This window comes from Actinoplanes xinjiangensis (assembly GCF_003148685.1).
GTDB lineage: Bacteria > Actinomycetota > Actinomycetes > Mycobacteriales > Micromonosporaceae > Actinoplanes > Actinoplanes xinjiangensis.
Window position 1 is genome coordinate 1 of the sequence record NZ_QGGR01000057.1, and the last position, 17,573, is coordinate 17,573.

Annotated in this window: 21 protein-coding genes; 9 read left to right on the plus strand and 12 right to left on the minus strand. The window is 70.6% G+C overall.

What is annotated here, in order from left to right; translation table 11 throughout:
• Window positions 1-452 precede the first annotated feature (452 nt).
• From BC793_RS47770 to BC793_RS47780, 3 genes are all read left to right on the plus strand, one after another.
• Window positions 453-2,753 carry a heavy metal translocating P-type ATPase gene (locus BC793_RS47770; protein WP_109603292.1) on the plus strand — a complete coding sequence of 767 codons (2,301 nt, stop codon included), beginning with the start codon at window positions 453-455 and terminating at the stop codon, window positions 2,751-2,753.
• A 119-nt stretch (window positions 2,754-2,872) separates the two neighbouring features.
• Entirely contained in the window at window positions 2,873-4,192 is a 1,320-nt protein-coding gene (locus BC793_RS47775; RefSeq protein WP_158319594.1) for an alkaline phosphatase D family protein, read from the plus strand.
• Between the two features lie 290 nt (window positions 4,193-4,482).
• On the plus strand, window positions 4,483-4,764 hold the full coding sequence (locus tag BC793_RS47780; protein WP_109603294.1) for a hypothetical protein: 282 nt from the start codon (window positions 4,483-4,485) through the stop codon (window positions 4,762-4,764).
• 127 nt (window positions 4,765-4,891) lie between these two features.
• On the opposite strand, the gene BC793_RS47785 is transcribed toward BC793_RS47780, so the two are convergent.
• Both BC793_RS47785 and BC793_RS47790 read right to left on the minus strand, forming a co-directional pair.
• Complete coding sequence (locus BC793_RS47785) at window positions 4,892-5,200, minus strand: BON domain-containing protein (protein WP_109603295.1); 309 nt, start codon at window positions 5,198-5,200, stop codon at window positions 4,892-4,894.
• Window positions 5,201-5,404: 204 nt separating this feature from the next.
• Entirely contained in the window at window positions 5,405-5,776 is a 372-nt protein-coding gene (locus tag BC793_RS47790; protein ID WP_109603296.1) for a hypothetical protein, read from the minus strand.
• Between the two features lie 141 nt (window positions 5,777-5,917).
• Between BC793_RS47790 and BC793_RS47795 the strand changes: the two genes are divergently transcribed.
• Window positions 5,918-6,880, plus strand: coding sequence for a patatin-like phospholipase family protein (locus tag BC793_RS47795; RefSeq protein ID WP_109603297.1), 963 nt, complete (start codon window positions 5,918-5,920; stop codon window positions 6,878-6,880).
• 12 nt (window positions 6,881-6,892) lie between these two features.
• The gene (locus tag BC793_RS47800) at window positions 6,893-7,267 is read left to right on the plus strand and encodes a helix-turn-helix domain-containing protein (RefSeq protein WP_109603298.1); all 375 of its coding nucleotides are present in this window, start codon (window positions 6,893-6,895) and stop codon (window positions 7,265-7,267) included.
• Window positions 7,268-7,292: 25 nt separating this feature from the next.
• Here BC793_RS47800 and BC793_RS47805 read toward each other — a convergent pair whose 3' ends face one another.
• A complete protein-coding gene (locus BC793_RS47805) occupies window positions 7,293-7,592 on the minus strand; it encodes a hypothetical protein (protein ID WP_109603299.1) in 300 nt (99 codons plus the stop codon).
• Window positions 7,593-7,978: 386 nt separating this feature from the next.
• On the opposite strand from BC793_RS47805, the gene BC793_RS47810 reads away from it, so the two are divergent.
• On the plus strand, window positions 7,979-8,455 hold the full coding sequence (locus tag BC793_RS47810) for a hypothetical protein (protein WP_109603300.1): 477 nt from the start codon (window positions 7,979-7,981) through the stop codon (window positions 8,453-8,455).
• A gap of 64 nt (window positions 8,456-8,519) precedes the next feature.
• Window positions 8,520-8,657, plus strand: coding sequence for a hypothetical protein (locus tag BC793_RS50080; RefSeq protein ID WP_158319595.1), 138 nt, complete (start codon window positions 8,520-8,522; stop codon window positions 8,655-8,657).
• A gap of 54 nt (window positions 8,658-8,711) precedes the next feature.
• On the opposite strand, the gene BC793_RS50930 is transcribed toward BC793_RS50080, so the two are convergent.
• From BC793_RS50930 to BC793_RS47820, 3 genes are all read right to left on the minus strand, one after another.
• Window positions 8,712-8,858 carry a hypothetical protein gene (locus BC793_RS50930; RefSeq protein ID WP_211340669.1) on the minus strand — a complete coding sequence of 49 codons (147 nt, stop codon included), beginning with the start codon at window positions 8,856-8,858 and terminating at the stop codon, window positions 8,712-8,714.
• 79 nt (window positions 8,859-8,937) lie between these two features.
• Window positions 8,938-9,234 (minus strand): 2TM domain-containing protein, encoded by a 297-nt coding sequence (locus tag BC793_RS47815; protein WP_239170754.1) that lies wholly within the window; start codon window positions 9,232-9,234, stop codon window positions 8,938-8,940.
• A 125-nt stretch (window positions 9,235-9,359) separates the two neighbouring features.
• Window positions 9,360-10,238: an alpha/beta fold hydrolase gene (locus BC793_RS47820; protein WP_109603301.1), complete on the minus strand. Its 879-nt coding sequence runs from the start codon at window positions 10,236-10,238 to the stop codon at window positions 9,360-9,362.
• A gap of 182 nt (window positions 10,239-10,420) precedes the next feature.
• Here BC793_RS47820 and BC793_RS47825 point away from each other — a divergent pair, with 182 nt between their 5' ends.
• A complete protein-coding gene (locus BC793_RS47825) occupies window positions 10,421-11,845 on the plus strand; it encodes a DUF4389 domain-containing protein (protein ID WP_109603302.1) in 1,425 nt (474 codons plus the stop codon).
• Between the two features lie 212 nt (window positions 11,846-12,057).
• Window positions 12,058-12,291 (plus strand): hypothetical protein, encoded by a 234-nt coding sequence (locus BC793_RS47830; RefSeq protein WP_109603303.1) that lies wholly within the window; start codon window positions 12,058-12,060, stop codon window positions 12,289-12,291.
• Here the strand turns inward: BC793_RS47830 and BC793_RS50935 are convergent, their stop codons facing one another.
• The 6 genes from BC793_RS50935 to BC793_RS49345 form a co-directional block, all read right to left on the minus strand.
• Complete coding sequence (locus BC793_RS50935) at window positions 12,292-13,083, minus strand: AIR synthase related protein (protein ID WP_275416513.1); 792 nt, start codon at window positions 13,081-13,083, stop codon at window positions 12,292-12,294.
• 127 nt (window positions 13,084-13,210) lie between these two features.
• On the minus strand, window positions 13,211-13,498 hold the full coding sequence (locus tag BC793_RS47845) for a hypothetical protein (RefSeq protein ID WP_146246803.1): 288 nt from the start codon (window positions 13,496-13,498) through the stop codon (window positions 13,211-13,213).
• A 53-nt stretch (window positions 13,499-13,551) separates the two neighbouring features.
• Entirely contained in the window at window positions 13,552-14,487 is a 936-nt protein-coding gene (locus BC793_RS47850) for a universal stress protein (protein ID WP_158319596.1), read from the minus strand.
• 192 nt (window positions 14,488-14,679) lie between these two features.
• Window positions 14,680-14,949: an SHOCT domain-containing protein gene (locus BC793_RS47855; protein WP_109603306.1), complete on the minus strand. Its 270-nt coding sequence runs from the start codon at window positions 14,947-14,949 to the stop codon at window positions 14,680-14,682.
• 289 nt (window positions 14,950-15,238) lie between these two features.
• Complete coding sequence (locus BC793_RS47860) at window positions 15,239-16,681, minus strand: wax ester/triacylglycerol synthase family O-acyltransferase (RefSeq protein WP_109603307.1); 1,443 nt, start codon at window positions 16,679-16,681, stop codon at window positions 15,239-15,241.
• A 204-nt stretch (window positions 16,682-16,885) separates the two neighbouring features.
• On the minus strand, window positions 16,886-17,317 hold the full coding sequence (locus BC793_RS49345; RefSeq protein ID WP_146246804.1) for a hypothetical protein: 432 nt from the start codon (window positions 17,315-17,317) through the stop codon (window positions 16,886-16,888).
• Between the last annotated feature and the right edge of the window lie 256 nt (window positions 17,318-17,573).

The following is a 17,573-nucleotide window of genomic DNA, read 5'->3' on the forward strand; positions in this document are numbered from 1 at the left end:
GCCTGCGCACCCCGCGTGAGACCCGTGTCTGCTACCGTCCAGCCATCGCCCTCGCGGCATAAAACCCTGGTGTCCGATCCCGGGGTGGAACCTCATGACCCGGCAGGGTCTATCAAAACCTTTGGCCGGTGGTCACTGTGCCAGCTAATCCATGATCGTCACGGCCAACTCCGTTACTCCCTCGCCTGGTCCACTCGTGCCAGCGTCGAGCTGTCGTCGAGTCAGCACAGAGGCAACGGCCCCCCTTCCCGGCCGATCGACTGACCGATTCCGTCGGGCGACGCGCCGGCGCGGGAATGTCCCCGACGTCCCGTGGACTCGGGGCCGGACTCAGCCGCCGCGGCGCAGGAGTCACCGTTGTCGGGACGTATAGCTCTGGCGGGGCAACGGCGCAGGCTCGACTCTGGAATGGCGACCGGCTACGTCGCACCCTCTGCCGGCGGGAGGATCACATGCGGTGGTGGAAACAACGACGAGAACAGACGTTCTTCGTCGCGGCGACGCTGCTGCTGCTGACCGGATCGGGACTCGCTGTACTCGGCACGCAGCAAGCGGCTAACGCGACCTGGGCGGCGACGACTTTCCTCGGCCTGGCCTACTCGACGGCCACGCTGATCGCAGCGGCCCGCCGCCACGAGGCGAGCGTCGACGTCATCGCCTGGCTGGCCCTGTTCGGCACGCTCTGGGTAGGCGAACCTCTCGCCGGTGCGGTCATCACGCTCATGCTGGCCAGCGGCGCCCTGTTGGAGGCCCGCGCCCAGGCCCGGGCACGTCGCGAGCTCAGCGCCCTGGCCGAGCGAGCACCCCGGAACGCCCGGCGCGACACCGCCGCCGGACCGATCGAGATCCCTGTCGGCGAGGTCATCATCGGTGACCGGCTCGTGGTCGGCTCGGGAGAGATCGTGCCGGTGGACGGCCGGCTGCTCGGGCCTGCAGTACTGGACGAGTCGGCACTGACCGGCGAGCCGATACCGGTGGAACGCCGCGCCGGTGAGGACGTCCGCAGCGGGATCGTGAATGCCGGCCAGGCTGTACGGCTGACGGCCACCACGACCGCCGAAGCCTCGACGTACGCAGGCGTGGTCCGCCTGGTCGAACAGGCTCAGGCTCAGAACGCCCCGTTCGTGCGGCTCGCCGACCGGGTGGCTCTGGCCTTCGTCCCCGTCACACTATTGTTGGCCGGCGCGGCCTGGGCGCTGACCGGTGACCCGGTCCGCGCCGTCGCGGTGCTGGTGGTCGCCACACCCTGCCCCCTGCTGCTGGCCGCACCCATCGCCATCATCTCCGGCATCTCCCGGGCCGCCCGCACCGGCGTGATCATCAAGGGTGGCAGCGCTCTGGAACGACTGGCCGCGGGCCGGGTGCTGTTGCTCGACAAGACCGGCACCCTGACCGCCGGCCGGCCGGCGCTCACCGATGTCGTCATCTCCGGTAGCGGCGACCTGTGCGCCGACGAACTGCTACGCCTGGCCGCGAGCCTGGACCAGAGTTCCGCGCACGTGCTCGCCGCAGCCATCGTGACCGCCGCCCGCGACCGCCGTCTGCGCCTGAGCCCGGCCGAACAGGTGGTGGAACATCACGGTCAGGGCATCCAGGGCGTCGTCGACGGGCACCGGGTACGGCTCGGCAAGGCAACCGGACTCGCCGGCATTCCGATGCCGGCGTGGATGCGGCACGCCCGTCGGCGTGCCGCGCTGGACAACTCGCTGACGGTGTTCGTCGCCATCGACGACGTACCGGCCGGAGTACTGCTTCTCGAGGATCCGCTCCGGCCTCAAGCCCCTCGCATGGTGCGGGCCCTGCGCACCGCCGGCATCACCCGTGTCGTCCTGGTGACCGGTGACCGCGCCGACACCGCCGATGCAGTGGGACGCGTCGTCGGCGTCGACACGGTGCACGCCGACTGCTCCCCCGCCGACAAACTGGCCCTGGTCCGCGAGGAGCAGCTGCACGCACCGACCATCATGGTCGGGGACGGAATCAACGACGCGCCAGCACTCGCCGCGGCAGGCGTCGGCGTCGCCCTCGCCGCCCGCGGCGTCACCGCCTCCGCAGAAGCCGCTGATGTCGTACTCACTGTGGACCGCATCACCGCGCTCGCCGACGCGATTCTCACCGCGCGGCGCTGCCGGACCATCGCCCTAGTCTCCGTCGCGGTGGGCATGGGCCTGTCATCGGTCGCGATGCTGGTCGCGGCGGCCGGACATCTGCCGCCAGTTGCCGGTGCGATGTTGCAGGAAGGCATCGACGTCGCTGCGATCGCCATCGCCCTGACCGCCCTCATCCCCGGCCGTGCGCACACGGTGCGCCTGCCGTCCGGCGATGTCACCACCCTGCTGCGGCTGTACACCGAGCACCAGCAGGTACGGCCGCTGGTCGAACAGGTACGCACCGTCGCCGACGACCTGGACCTGCCGCCCTACGCGCTGCGCCCGGTCCGTGAACTGCTGGAACAACTTCGGGAACGGCTGTTGGCACACGAACGTGCCGAGGAGGCCGAACTCATGCCGATCATGGCCCGGGCTCTCGGAGGTGCCGAGACCACCAGTGCGCTCAGCCGCACCCACGCGGAGATCGAGCATCAGATCGGCCGCCTGCATCGCCTCGTCGACGACCTCGCCGGACTCCCGGACGTGGAGGACGTCACCGACATCCGGCGGCTGCTCTACGGCCTCTACGCCGTCCTCCGCCTGCACAACGCCCAGGAAGAGGAAGGCGTCTTCAGCCTCGTCTCGCAGCCGAGCACGCCATGAGTCACGGCTCCCGGCATCCGTCGGCACTTGGCGAACGACCGCCGGTCACCAGCGGGAGTCCGCCTCGAACTCGCCGCCCGCGGTGGACCGTCGTTGCGCTCGTAGCGACGATGCTGGCCGTGCTCGGAGCAAGCGCCTCGGTCGGTCACCAGCGATGGTCCTACGCAGGACAACCGGCGTCGCCGCAGGAGGCCATGCCGATCGACCGGGTTCTGTGGGTGTGGACCGGTGCGGTGACCACCACCACGGCAACCGTCGTCGCCGAGATCGTCCGCCCGGCCCGGCTCGCCCGCCTCACCGTGTCCACGAGGCACCCCGGCCGGCCGATCCTCACACCGGCGGAGACCGTCGGACCCGACGGCGTCGTCCGGTTCCAACTCACCCACCTCGCACCAGACCTCGACTACCGCTACACCATCGAAGTGGACCAAACCACCGACCACAGCCGCGGTTCCGGCCGGTTCCGTACCATGCCGCACGGTCCTGCCTCGTTCACCGTCGCCGTTTCCTCCTGCGCCGACACCGGATCCAGCGGCGCGGTCTTCGACGCCATCCGCGCCGTCCACCCGCTGCTCTACATCAACGCGGGTGACCTGCACTACGGCAATCCGCGACACAACGACGTCACCACATTCGGCGATCTCTACCGGCGCACGCTCACCGCCCCGGCACAAGCAGCCCTCTACCGTTCGGTTCCCATCGCCTACGTCTGGGACGACCACGACTACGGACGGAACAACGCCGACGCCGCCGCACCGACCCGCCAGGCCGCCCGTACCGCCTACGCCACTTACGTGCCGCACTATCCTCGGTCCGCCCCCGGACAGGCCGTGTATCAGGCGTTCACCATCGGCCGAGTTCGGTTCATACTCACCGACAACCGCTCCGAACGCACCGCCGCCACCATGCTCGGCACCCGGCAACTCGCCTGGCTCCAACAGGAACTGACGTCCGCCTCCGGCAGCCATGCCCTCGTGGTGTGGATAAACCCGGATCCCTGGATCGCCGAGCCGGCCACCCACGCCGACGACTGGGGCGGCTACCCAGACGAGCGGCGAGCGATCGCCGATGTCATCGCCTCCGCCCGCATCCACAACCTGATCATGGTGTCTGGCGACGCCCACATGATCGCACTCGACGACGGCCACCACAGCGACTACAGCACGGCCGGCGGCGCGTTCTTCGACCTCGACGGCACCCAGGGCGAGCCGATCACCCGGGCCTTGGGGATCCGCCACATCATCTGCACCGAACTGGAGGCGCGCGGCGGCGTGCTCACCGGGCGCACCAGCTCCGGTGTCCAGTCGGGAGAAGCCAAAGCGGCGGGGGTACGGGCCTCCGCGCGCGAGCACCAGACCACCCTGCGGAACAGTTTCGGTTACGCCAACGGCGGCGAGGACGTCCCGTTCCTGCGGCGGTGGGCCGACCGTACCCGCTGAACCGGCATCCGATGATGCGCCGGGCCGCCTTCGCTCACGGCTGGCCGACCCTGACCCTGCGGGAACCCGGCGTCGGCGGGGCTCCGGGCGTACCTCCGCACCGCTGCCGCCGTGCTGGGGGCGAACGCCGGTCTGACCGCCGGCGCCGCTTACGGTCTACTCACCGGCGACCGCCGATGGGCCCGCAACGTGGCCGTCGCACTCGCCGCCGACACCGCCCTGGCCCTGTCCCTGGCCGGGGTACGGCTGGCCGTGACGGGGCCGCCAACCTGGACCGAGCCCGCCCCGCGATGTTCATCGCCAACCATCAGATCACCCTCGACATCCCGGTGCTCGCCGCCCTGCTGCGACACGACTTCACCGCCGTGGCCACGAAGGAGGCTCGCTTCGATCCTCGGATGCTGGTCGCCGAGGCCGTCCTGGACCCGGTGCCGACCACCGGCTGGGCGTCAGCCGGACTGGACCGGCGGATCGCCGGGATCCGACGTGCCGTCCAGGACACCCTGGACGACTGGCCGAGCCGCACGGTGTCACCGCCGGTTGCCGCGCCTGTCCGCCCGATGGCGTCCTGATCCTGACGCGCCCACGGCGACCAGAACGTGAACCGGTCAATGTGGGCTGAGGGACACGGGCCGACTTCGCCGGCGATCCCATGACCGCTGTCTCCGTACGGTCGTCCCGGTCGGCGGACGGGCTGGCTCAGTTCGGCGCCTTCATCGTGGTCTCCGGATCCAGCCGCACGGCGGCCACTCCCGGGACGGTACGGGCCAGCACCGTGACGATGGTGCGCTGCTGCTCGTTCGGGAACAGCCCGTGCACGGTGGCGATCCCGGCGTCGACCGTGTACCCCTGTGCCTGGTCCATGTCTGGAGCAGTGCCCACCGGGAGGCCGGTGGCGTACAGATGCGTCCCGGCCTGCTGCCGCACGCCGATCTGCTGGTCGCCTCGGCCGCCTTCGACACGCTGGACCCGGCCGCGGCCGCCTGCGTCGAACGGCAGCTTCTGCACGATCCGGATCCGGCCGCCGCACTGAGCGCTGTCAGCGGCGAAGCCGTGCTGCTGGTGGTGGGAGCCACCAGCGGGCCGGTGACCGCAGCCCGACCGCTGGGAATCACCACACGCGCACTGATCGGACGGCCTGCCCGCTCGTGGTGGTCCTGCCTCCGGGGGAGGTTGTGCTGCCCTGGTGGACACCGACGGAACCCGGCGCCTCTACCAAGACGGATCGGACACCGTCACCAGGGCGCAGTGGGCCTGCCGGGCCAGAGCGGCAACCATTGCCGCGGTCCAGGGCTCCGCCCCGTCCTCGACGACCATCAGGCACGCATGCCGGCTCGCGGCGGCCAGGGTCACGACCGCATCGACGGCACGGCGTGCCTCGTACGTGGACCCGACAGCCGGATGCTTCTCGGCCCATCGGCGGACCACATCGCCGACCAGTGCATTCTCGGCCTGAGACGCCGGGCCGGCCGCGATCACCGCCACCACAGCGCCCCGCTGTTCCGCCTCGCCGAAGGCGTACCGCAGCGCGGCCTCGGCGGGCGCGGTCCCGATGATCCCGACCAGGATCCGGCCACTGCCCATACCTTCAGTGTCGGCTGCTCCCAGCCGGCGCACAGCGGCCGGAGTGCCCATCGGGGCGGGCACTCCGGCGAGCACCGCTGTCGTCGCGCCAACGCCCGGCCCCTCCGCGGAGGTTCCCGGCGGCACCGATGAGGTGCAACCATGGGCGTGGGGGTGCGCATGACCCGGGAGAGACGTGTGGCGGTGGTACTGGGTGCCGGCGGGACGCTCGGTGCGGCCTGGATGATCGGCGGGCTTGCGCCGTTACAGGAACGGATCGGCCGGCCGCTGCACGAGGTGGACACGATCGTCGGCACGAGCTCGGGTAGCGTGCTGGCTGCCGCGCTGCGGCACGGGTTCACTCCTGGTGATCTGGTCGCTCACCAGCTCGGTGAGAGCCATCCGCGGGTACCCGACGCCGCCGAGTTCGCCGCCGACTCCGGCAGCCTGCCACCGCCGCCCCGGCTAAGGCTGGGCTCGGCGCGGATGCTGGCGACAGCCACCCTGGCCCCGCACAGCGTCCCTCCGAGGGTGCTGGCCTCGGCGCTGATACCACAGGGCCGCGCCCGCCACCACACGCTGCGCCGGTATGTGCAGGCCCTGGTCCAGGAAGCCCCGGAGAGCTGGCCCCACCGGCGTACCTGGATCGTCGGGGTGGACTACGAGTCCGGCCGCCGGGTCGCCTTCGGCCGGGACGGTAGTCCCGCCGCGGCGCTGCCGGACGCGGTCGTGGCGTCCTGCTCGATCCCCGGCTGGCATCGCCCGGCGGTGATCGGCGACCGGCGGTACGTCGACGGCGGGGTGCGCTCGGTCTCCTCCGTGGACGTGTTGCGGCGGACCGAGCACGACCAGGTGTACGTGCTGGCACCGATGGCCAGCCACCGCACCGACCGGCCGCGCCATCCCGCCGTACGTGCCGAGCGGATCCTGCGGCAGGTCTTCGCTGCGCAACTGGACCGCGAAGTGAGCCGGGTGGCCCGGACCGGGGCCACGGTGACCGTGGTGACCCCGGGACCCGCGGATCTGGCGGCGCTCGGCGCCAACCTGATGGACGGGCGGCGACGGGCCGAGGTGCTGCGGACCGCCCAGGAGACGATTCCCGCGGCGCTTGCGGCGGCAGGTTAGGCGCCGGCGACTATGGAGGAGACGCTTTCCCTCGGCGAGATCATCCGTCAGCAGCGCCGGCTGGCGGAGTTGTCGATGCGGCAGCTGGCGGGAATGGTCGGCATCTCCAACCCGTACCTGTCACAGATCGAACGCGGGCTGCGCGCCCCATCGCAGCGGGTGCTGCACGCTATCGCGGCATCGTTGCGCACCACCGCCGACTCATTAGTGGCGCAGGCGGAGGTGCCGGAGGCGCCGGACGTGCTCGCCGTGATCGCGGCGGACCCGAACCTGACCGCACGACAGCGGCAGGCGCTCGGCGAGGTCTATCGGGCCATGACCGAGGCCACGATCACCCGTCGGGGACGGCGCAGCGCGAACGGGAACGGAAAGCGGCCCGGGGCTTGAGCCCTCGGGCCGCTTTCCGGCGTTGTCACCGCAGGATGTGTCGGGCGGTCCGGACGTAGGCGGCGCCGACGTCCTCGATCAGCCCGGCGCTCACGGTGAGCGCCTCCTTCGCCCACGGATACGGCGTGATCTTCGCGGCGTCCTTCTCGAACGCCACGACGTCGGCGATCCCGCGCTCGTAGACGTTCACCGCCAGGCCGCCGATCTCGCGGCCGATGCGGCTGGTCCGCTCCCGGTGGTTCTCGGCCTTCTTCTCCGGTTTCGGCGCTGTCGCCGCCTTGGGCAGCTCAGTCGTCTTGGTGGGCCGGGTGGTCGTCGTGGTCATCGCAACCTCCCCTCCTCTTCTGATTAGCACGTTAGCTCGAATCAGCTAACCCCGGTCAGGGTCGGTGGTCCCCGATCCGGCCACGACGGACGGCACGGCGGGCCGGGACGTCCGGCGCCCTCCGCCACTTCCTGAGCAGCCCGGTGATCACGGTGAGCCGGCCGGGTACAAGGGGCCGACGGTCACGACCTCCGACCCTGACGGCCCTGAGGGGAACCGGGCCACCCTGAGAGCGGGAAACGAGTAGGAAGGCTGGGGAGATGACCACTCAGAGCATTCGCATCCTGCACCCTGTCACCGGTGCGCTGGTCGGACGATGCCGGGGGCCCACCGAGTCGGGTGTCTGCCCCAAGGCCGGACCGAACGGGGTCGTGCCCTGCGCCGGGATGATGATCGCGGCCGCCGAGCCGGATCCCGGGTACTGGCCGGTCCCGATCCCGCGCGGTTACCGGCACTGCGACCTGCCGTGGAACGAGATGGTTCGCTCCTGCCTGCGCGAATCGGAACACTGCCGCCAGCGGTGGCAGAGCGGTCTGAAGCGCGAGACCCTGCGGCTTCGGGCGCTGGCTCGGTCCGGTGACCCGCGGTACCGGAAGATGACCGAACGCGACCTAGACATCACCGCGCTGTGGTACTGGCGGCTGTCGGTGGCCGCAAAGAGCCTGCACCACGCCGAAAAACGGGCACAGGACCAGGCCAAGGTTTACCTCGATCTGACCGAATACCGCCGGAGCCTCGCCGGCTCCGATGTCTCAGTGGGCCCGGACCGGAGCAGCCGCCTCGGCCCCGTTCCCGGTGGACGGCAGTCTTCCGGTGTCATGCCCCGGTCTGTTCGGCCCACGGCCGCTGCGGCAGGCAGGTGACAGGTCCAGCACGTCCGGGCACATGCCCGCACGGACGCGGCCCGGCACGGGACGGTCAAGGCCAGTGACCGACGCGATGTCCTTTCACGTCGCCGACACGACCGGGCCCCTCATCGACGGCGAGCCGGAACGGGCCGGCCGGTGGGCTGACGTGATCGCCGCGACCGTGCCCGCCGGCCGGCGCCCCGCCCCCACCACGTGAAGATCTCCGCTACCGATGGCCGAGGTCCCGGCCGAAGCGTGTTTCATAGTCCGGTCAGAGCCATTCGCCGATGATGACGATGGTGAGGATGGCCGGCAACCGGACCGATGCGGCAGCCGGTGCAGCAGCCGGCTGGAAACGGTCGCCTACCAGGGCGCCGCCACGATCGAAGGTGCCCACTTCGAGGGCTGAGGCGGGCATTCTCCATCGCCCGCTGACGGGCCGTACGGGTCACGGCGCCGGCAAGCGCGCCGGCGCCGTGACTCGTACAGATGGATGATCAGTGCCGGTCGAGCCGGTCCATCTCGGCGCGGATGGCGCCCTCGGACGGTTCCGCGCCGATCAGCACGTCCCAGGCGTGGAACGCGATGCCGATGCCCCAGCCGAACAACGGGAACATCGGCCAGAAGAAGCCGCCCGGGGTGGTCAGGAACCAGATCGTGATCAGGAACAGGTTGACCAAGGTGAAGGCCAGCAGATGGGTTTGCAGCTCCCGCCGCTTGCGGAGCCTTTCGACCGCGGTCTGGCGCAGGTCGCCGGGCGGGCTGGCGGCCGGGGCACCGGGCATCGTCGTCATCGTCGTCCCCTTTCGATGAGGTCACACGTTCCGCCAACTCCACCGTCACGCGTGCAATACGACGCGGACAGGGCCGAAGGTCAGGCGTCGGCCGGCCACCCCACCACCGTCGGCACAGGCGGCCATCATCGGCGCTCGTCGGCGCTGACGGCGAGCCGGGCCATCTCCCCGGCGATCGCGGGCTGGAGGGCGGCCGGTAGGTCGTGTCCCATCCCGGGGAAGACGACCAGCCTGGAGTCGACGACGGAAAAGGCGGTCGCCTCGCCGCCGGAGAGCCGCACCAGCGGGTCGGCGTCACCGTGCACCACCAGCAGCGGCTTGCGAAGCCGCCGCAGCGCCGGGCGCCGGTCGGTTGCCGACATGATGGCCGCCAGTTGCCGGCGCACGCCGTCGGGGTCGTGGGCGCGGTCGAAGCTGCGGCGGGCGGCCTCGCGGATCCACTCCTCGTCGCGGGGATAGCCGGGCGAACCGATGATCCGGAAGACACGGATCATCTGCCGGGCGGCTTCCTCCCGGTCACGGGCTGGCAGCAGGGTCAGCGCGGCCAGGGCCCGCGGATGGGGGCGGCCGATCCGCGGGGACGGGGTGGAGGAGATGGAGGTCAGCGACCGGATCCGTGCCGGATGGCGGCAGGCCATCGTCTGCGCGATCATCCCGCCGAGCGACACCCCGGCGACGTGCGCGCTCGGCCAGTCCAGCGCGTCGAGCACGGCCAGCGCGTCATCGGCCATGTCGGACAGGTCATAGCCCCGCCACCGCCGGCCCAGCAGGACCAGCGGCGACGGCAGGCCGAGCTCGGTCAGATGGGTCGATGCGCCGACGTCCCGATTGTCGAACCGGGCCACCCGGAAACCGCGGTCGACCAGCTCCCGGCGGAACCCTTCAGGCCAGAACAGCTCGGTCAGACCCAATCCCATGACCAGGAGCAGGGGCTTGGCGTCGGCCGGGCCCTCGACCTCGTACGCGATCTCGATGCGGCCGTGCCGTGCGATACCCGCAGCCATGCCCTCAGCGTGCCCTGGCGTCCCAGCTATGGCATGGGCCGTAAGGCCCCGGATGCCCGGGCGGGCTCACCGGGTGGTCTGCCCGCTGCCGGCGGCGGTTGGGTCGACACATTGTCGTGACTTCCGGCCCTGACGTCGCCGGCCGGGTCGGGTTTTGCTGGAGGTGAAATGGGAGGTACGTCATGGACCGTTACCCCTTGCGGGTGGAGGCGCGCCGCGACGAATTCCTGAGTCGCTGGCTCTGGCTCGTCAAATGGCTGCTGCTGATCCCGCACTATCTGGCACTGCTGGTGCTCTGGACCGGCCTGGTGGTTCTCACCTTGGTGGCCTATCTGGCATTGCTGTTCACCGGCCGCTATCCGGCGGCGATCCGCGCCTACAACCTGGGCGTGCTGCGCTGGACCTGGCGGGTCGGCTTCTATGGCTACTGGGCGCTCGGCACCGACCGCTACCCGCCGTTCACCCTCGCCGACGTCCCGGACTATCCGGCCCGCCTGCACCTGGAATCCGGTGCGCCCGGGCCCCGCTGGCTGCCGTTGGTGGCTTGGCTGTTCGCGGTACCGCACCTGATGCTGCTCGGCGCGCTGAACAGCACGATGAGCTCCGCCGCTCAGGACACCTGGAGGTACGCCCCGATCAGTGTGGTCACGGCCGTGCTGCTGGTCGGCGCGATCGGGCTGCTGTTCACCGGCCGCTACCCCGGCGGCCTGCACGACCTGCTGATCGGTGTCGCCCGGTGGGGTTTGCGGGTCGCCGCCTACCTGACCCTGCTCACGCCACGCTACCCACCGTTCCGCCTGGACCAGGGCGGATCCGAGCCGGACCCGGCCCCGGACGGTCCGCTCACGGCGGACCCGTCGGCCCGCTCTCGGCCCACCACCCTCGGGTCGGTGGTCGCGCTCGTGATCGGGGTGCTGACGCTCGCTCCGGCGGTGGGCCTGACGGTCGGCGGCAGTGTGCTGCTGGCCGTGGACTCCGCCCGCGACAGCACCGGCTACGTCTCCACCCCGGTGCAGAGGCTGGACACCACCACCGCAGCCGTCACCGCGGAGCATCTGACCATCACCGGAACCGGAACATGGACCCGGCAGACCACCGATCTGGCCGGTCTTCGGGTGACTGCGTCCACACCGTCCGGCAAACCCTTGTTCGTGGGGGTGGCGCCACAGTCCGCGGTGGACACCTGGCTCACCGGAACCGCACACGACGAGCTCATCGGCGTCGACGACGGCCTGCCGCTCTACGACCGGGCGACCGGATCGCCGCGGCCGGCTTCCCCGCCCGCGACACAGACATTTTGGCTGGCACAAGCCGAGGGCCCCGGCACGGTGACCCTGGAGTGGACCGCCACCGACGGTGAATACGCCGTGGTCGTCGCGAACACCGACGGCACACCGGCCGTCTCCGCGGACATCCGCGGAGCCGTCCAGGTGCCCGACCTGACCGGCCTGGGCGGCGGCCTGCTGACCGCCGGCATCCTGCTCGGTCTCGCCGCGGTGGCAATGATCATCACCGGAGGGGTGGGACTCGGCCGCCGGCACGACGAACCGCCACCGGTCGCGCCCCCGACCGGACCCGACCCGCATCTCGTCATCACCGGCTCGTGACCGATGTTCGCGGGTGGGGACCGTGAACCAGGTCCCCACCCGCGGCGGCCCTGCTCACCTTCGCCGGACGCTGCGGCCGGGCCCCGGAAGCCGAACGGCCCCCGCCCCGAGGTCGCGGAGCACCCCTTCGACCAGGCCCGCCGCCGGATGACCACAGTCCATCGGCTTCCGTCCGGCGAGTTCTTGACCGTCCGCAAGGATCCCCGGAACCCGTGCTCGACACCGGCGCCGACGCCGCCCTGCTGGCCGCCGCGGCGGACCTGGCCGCCGGCGGACTGCGGGTGCTCGCCATCGCCACCGCGGTCAGCGCGACCGTCCCTGAGCCGGAGGCCCCTCCCCCGCTGGACGCGGCGGCCTGGTCGCGATCGGTGACCCCGCTGCGCGGCACGGCACGGCACGCGACACCGCGGCAGCGTTCGAACGTTTCGGCGTACGCCTGCTTCTGATCACCGGCGACCACCGGTGCTGCAACCGCCATCGGCAGAGACCTCGGCCTCCTCACTCCCGGCGATGCGGTCGCCCGCGGCGACACCGGGCCGCTGACCGGTGACCGGATCGCGCCCGCGCTGCGCCGCGCCGACATCGGCTTCGCCATGGGCATCGGCACCGAGGCCGCCCGGCAGGCCGCCGACGACGTGGCAACCGTCGCGACTGCGATCGTGAAGGACGGCGCATCCACGACAACATCCGCCGGTTCCTGCTACGGACTCTCCGGCGGTGGCGCCGAGCTGATCGTCATGCTGGCCGGGCCGTTCCTGGGCCTCCGGGCGGGCGCCCGCCCCGGTCGGCGCCGCACCGGGCAGCCGGCGCCCCAGCCCGGCGGTGACCACGAACATCCGGTCGGCGGCGCCACGACCGACCACCTTGGTGTCGCCGGTGACCACCGAGACACGTGCGGTCACGGCGGCGGCACCCACCGATGCGGCCACCCGGCGCAGGTCGGTGAGCGGCAGCCCTTCCTCGACCACGTACGCGACCGGCATCGCGGAGCGCATGGCCAGGTCGTTCACCGTACCGTGCACCCCGAGCACCGCGGCATCCTCGAGCGGGCCGTCCGGCGTGGCCGTGCCGATAGCCGGCCCCGGAACCGTGCCCGAGCAGCACCCGCTCGGAACTCCGGGCGGAACGGGGCAGACATCGGCGGCCGGGTCGAAGGGGGCATCACGATCCCTCCGGAGCGGGGCGGTACTGCGTCCTGCGCTGTAGAACGCCGCGCAGGCTTCCTCGGTCGAGACCATCAGCGCGCCCAGAGGATCCGGTGAAACACCGAATCAGTCCATGTCACAGACCCGTAGCCAGCGATCGGCGACTCGCCCGGGGTTCCGCCCGCTTTCGAGCAGAACCCCGGATCCGGCTGCGACCCGGTCAGCGGGCCGGTGTTCGCAGCGGTTGCGCTGCCGCGTCCCGGTGCGCGAGGTAAGCGATCGCCTTCCGGTACTGCTCCCGGCCGATCTCACCGCTGCGCAGCTGGTGGAGAAGCGCCAGCTCCGGATCGGTCGCGGCGGCCGGAGGCAGGGCCCACACCGGCGACAGGCACGGGTCCGCGGGTGGTGTGGGCGTCGGCTGCGGTTCCCGGTCGGCGAGGACCAGAGCGACGAACCCGACGATACGCATGGCCAGCAGTACGAAGGCGATCACCACGAGCGCTTCCATGGCTGACTCCTGTTCCGGTTCGTAGGTGCGTTCAGCGGATGCCGGCGCCGAGGTCACCCCACCAGGAACACCGGGCAGTGTGCCCGATGCGGCAGCACGTGGCTGGCCACGGTCAGCAGCGGGCCGGGGACGACCCCGTGTCCGTGACGAGCGATCACCATGGCTGCGGCTTCCTCGGACGCCTCGATCAAGGCTCGCACCGGATCACCAGACATGATCTTGTGGTGGACCGGCACGGCCGACGGCATGTCGAGACGATGGTCGAATTTCGTGCCGTCACCGGCAATGTGCAGAAGAGTGACATCGCAGCCCCGAACCCGGGCCTCGGCGAAGGCGAACTCCACCGCCACCCGTGCCGGCACCGAGTCGTCCACAGCGACCACGATCGAGCGTCTGCCCCACTGCGGTCCGACCGGCCAGCCCGGCATCCGGACCACAAGGACCGGCCCGGTGTGCTGCCGGCCCACTCGGTCGGCGACGCTGCGACCGAACGCAGCGGCGGTGGCGCTATGACGGTGACCCACCACGAGCAGGCCGGCGCTCGTGGCCTCGGCGAGCAGCAGCTGGGCCCGGTCCAATCCGGCGACGACCCGACTGGTCACGGGCGTGGACGGGGCGCTGGCGCGCACGCGACCGGCAAGCCGGCTCAGCAGCCGCTCCCCGGCCTCCTCCTTGCCGGGACGCTGGACGTTCACGATCCGCAGCGCCCAGCCGTGCAGTTCGGCCTCGATCGCGGCGTGGTCCACCGCGATGCAGCTGATCGGATCGTCGTCGACACCGACCACGATCACGCCGGCGCCCGGTGAGCCTTCAACAGCGGTCGCGACATCGGGAGATACGGTGCGGACAGGTGCGACGGCGTACGGGTCGTGGTAGCCCGCCGCGCCGATATAGCGGTTGATCGCGTCGCCGAAGCGGGTGGGCCGCCGGAGGTCGCCGGTGTGCCGACGTGCTTCGGCTTCCGCGGTGGATCGGCCGTTGTTCGTCATGACGGCACCTCCCAGAAATGCCGGGACGCCGATGGGACCATCCGGTGTCTGTACCTCCATTGCACGCCACCGGCGTCCCGAGCGGCAGAGTCCTTCGACCCGGCATCCAGGACATCGTCATGCTCGACGTCTGCTCTCAAGGCGTTGTCGACCGTGCTGAACGGGCTTCGTCATGCCGCACCGATGATCCGGTCAGTCCCCGGGCCCGTTCGCCGGAATCGTGTCAAGGACTTGCTGGCGCCGCCGGTACTCCTCTTCGTCGATGTCGCCGCGGGCGAACCTTTCGGCGAGCGTCTGCTGCGGCGAACGTGCATGCCGTACTGCGCCGCCGCTCTGTGCCGCGCGGCCGGTGTAGCGGACGATTGCGGCAATGCCTGCGATCACCAGCGACCAGAACAGCAAACTGTTGACGATCATGAAAAACATGGCCCAACCGTTCATGCCGTTGCCGTAGTACATCATCGTTGTCTCCTCGATCCCTCATCGGTGGCGAGCAGTTCCGTTTTGAGCACCTTCCCGGCGCCGCTGAGCGGAAGATCATCGCGGAACTCGACCAGTCGCGGGTACTTGTAGGCGGTCGCCCGGCTGGACCCCGGGGGCGGTGAGCGACGCCGCGACCGCGTCGGAGCGGGCGTCCAGCTCGGTCCCGCCGTCGTGCAGCAGCGCTGCGGCAGCGGGGCGGGCTCGGGCTGACTCGCGCAGGATCACGGCAGGGTTCAACATCGTCTCTCCCTCGCTGAAGGGGTTCTGGTCAGGTGGTGTCGCCGTTGCGCCTGGCGGCGGTGACCCGGTGCCGCGCCGCCGGCGCCGCGGCTACCGAGGTGGCGGGTTGCAGCCTGCTCACCTCGGTGACGATCGAGGCGGCGAACTCGCCGGCCTCGGGTATCGAGGCGAAGTCGGTGGTGACGCCGATGGTGGCCTGGCCGGCATAGGTCAGGACCGCGACGCCGATGCGCATGCGTTCGGCGATCGGGACGTACGGGAGGATCTCCCGGATCGGCCGGCCGAGAATGAACAGCCTCCCGCGGGGACCGGGCACGTTGGTGGTGACGGTGGTGACCGCCCGTTGCGGTAGCCACAACCCGGTGCGGACCACGAACGACACGACGGCGTACGGCTCCCAGCGCGCTAGGGACACCAGCGCGGCGCCCGCCTCCACCTCGTGGCGTGCCCGCAGTTCACCGATGCGCTGATGCACGACCGCCAGCCGGTCGTGCGGGTTGCCGATCTCCACCGGAAGGTCGAGCAGCAGGGGGGCGAGACGGTTGTCCAGGACGCCTTCCTGATCCCGGGTGCGTAGGCTGACCGGGACGAGCGTCCGGACAGCTCCACTGACCGGCTCCTCGCCCCGTGCCAGCAGGAGTTCCCGGAAGGCGCCGGTCACGGCGGCGAGGTAGACGTCGTTGACGGTCACCTGGGCGGCCTTGGCCACGGCAGCGATTCGCGCCAGCGGAGTCCGGGCGACGGCGTAGCGCCGGGCCCGGCCCAGTGGCCCGAACAGTGAGGTTGGGGCGGTGGGGGTGAAGCCCTCGGCCAGGGTGACCAGCCCTCGGAGAGTGTCGTGCAGCCGGCCTGCCAACCCGGCCGGTCGTGTGGTGCGCAGCAGCAGCCGGGCCTGGTCGAAGGGCAACCGGGCGAGCTGGGCGCAGGCGTCGAGGGTGAGTTCTAGTGCGCTGTCGGCGGGCTGCGGAGTCCAGTCGCCGTCGGGCGGAGGCCGTCGTCCCGGACCGGTGTCGCAGATCAGCCGGTACAGCTCGTTGCCGCCGATCCCGTCGAGCAGGCAGTGGTGAACCTTGGACAGCAGCGCCCAGCGCCCATCCGGAAGACCCTCGATGAGCCAGTCCTCCCAGAGCGGACGTTCACGGTCCAGGCGTTGCGCCATGATCCGGCTCACGAGCTGTTCGAGGGCGGCATCGTCACCAGGCGCGGGCAGAGCGGTGCGCCGCAGATGGAAGTCGAGGTCGAAGTCGGGATCATCGGCCCAGATCGGTGGGCCCAGGTTGAACGGTATCCGGCGCACCTTCTGCCGGTACCGGGGCACCAAGGGCAGCCGGCTGCGGATGAGGTCGGCAAATTCAGTCTGGCTCGGTGCTGGGCCGTCCATCACCGCGATCGACGCGATGGCCAGTGACGCGTGCGGATCCTCGTCCTCAGCATCGAGGAAGGACGCGTCCAGCGGACTCAGATACTGCATGGCGTCTCCTCGATACGTGGCGTGACACCTCTTCTCACCGTGACGGCTCCGAGTCACTCCGCACAGGGCCGGATGACCCCTACCGGGCCACTCACCCGTGATCACAGCACGCGTTGCCCAAGTATCTGAATGTGAACGACTCTGTGTCGTGACTGGATGCCGGTGACCGTCTCGGGTCGATCGTCAGTGCGGTGATCGCAGCGCTCACCCTTGTTCTCGCCCGCCGCTCGAAGGCCACCGATCCTCCGCATGCGGCACCGATGAAGACACCATGTGGGTTGTACTGCGACAACAGTGCCAGGCTTTCGATCTCGCCATGAAGCGGTGCCGGTTGCATGACGGTGAGGTGGAGGAAATCAACCACAACGACAACGCCCGCCCCAGCCCGGTCAGCAACGCTCCCACCAGGCTGAGGCTGCGCCCTTGCCGCCGCGTCTGGTCGTGCACGCAGACTGCCAGCACCACGAACGACAGCGCAGCGAGGACGGCCGGGGACATCCACAGGTAGTCCCGGGGAACGAATGCGGCGGCGTCGGTGTAGGGATAGGGCACGCAGCCGCTGCGGCAGTTCGAACCCGACCGTACCGGCGTGGTGACACCCACGGCCAGAGACGCCGTCGCCGCGCGCAAGGCCACGACCGCTGCCCCCACGCCGTGCCGGAACAGGCTCAGGGCAGCACCTTCCCCTTCCAAGCCTCTGCGGCGAGGCGCCTCGTCCCCGGTCCGGATGCCGGGCCGGCAGACGCACTCCGCTCATGCAATTCCTTCCCGCTGCAAGAGCTCGGCAGCGACCCGCACTAGGTGGCTGGTGTTAAACGGGGTCAAGTCACCCGTGCGATGAATATAGCTTTGTTTCTATTTTGGTTAGTTTGCTGGGATGACGTTGGGTAGG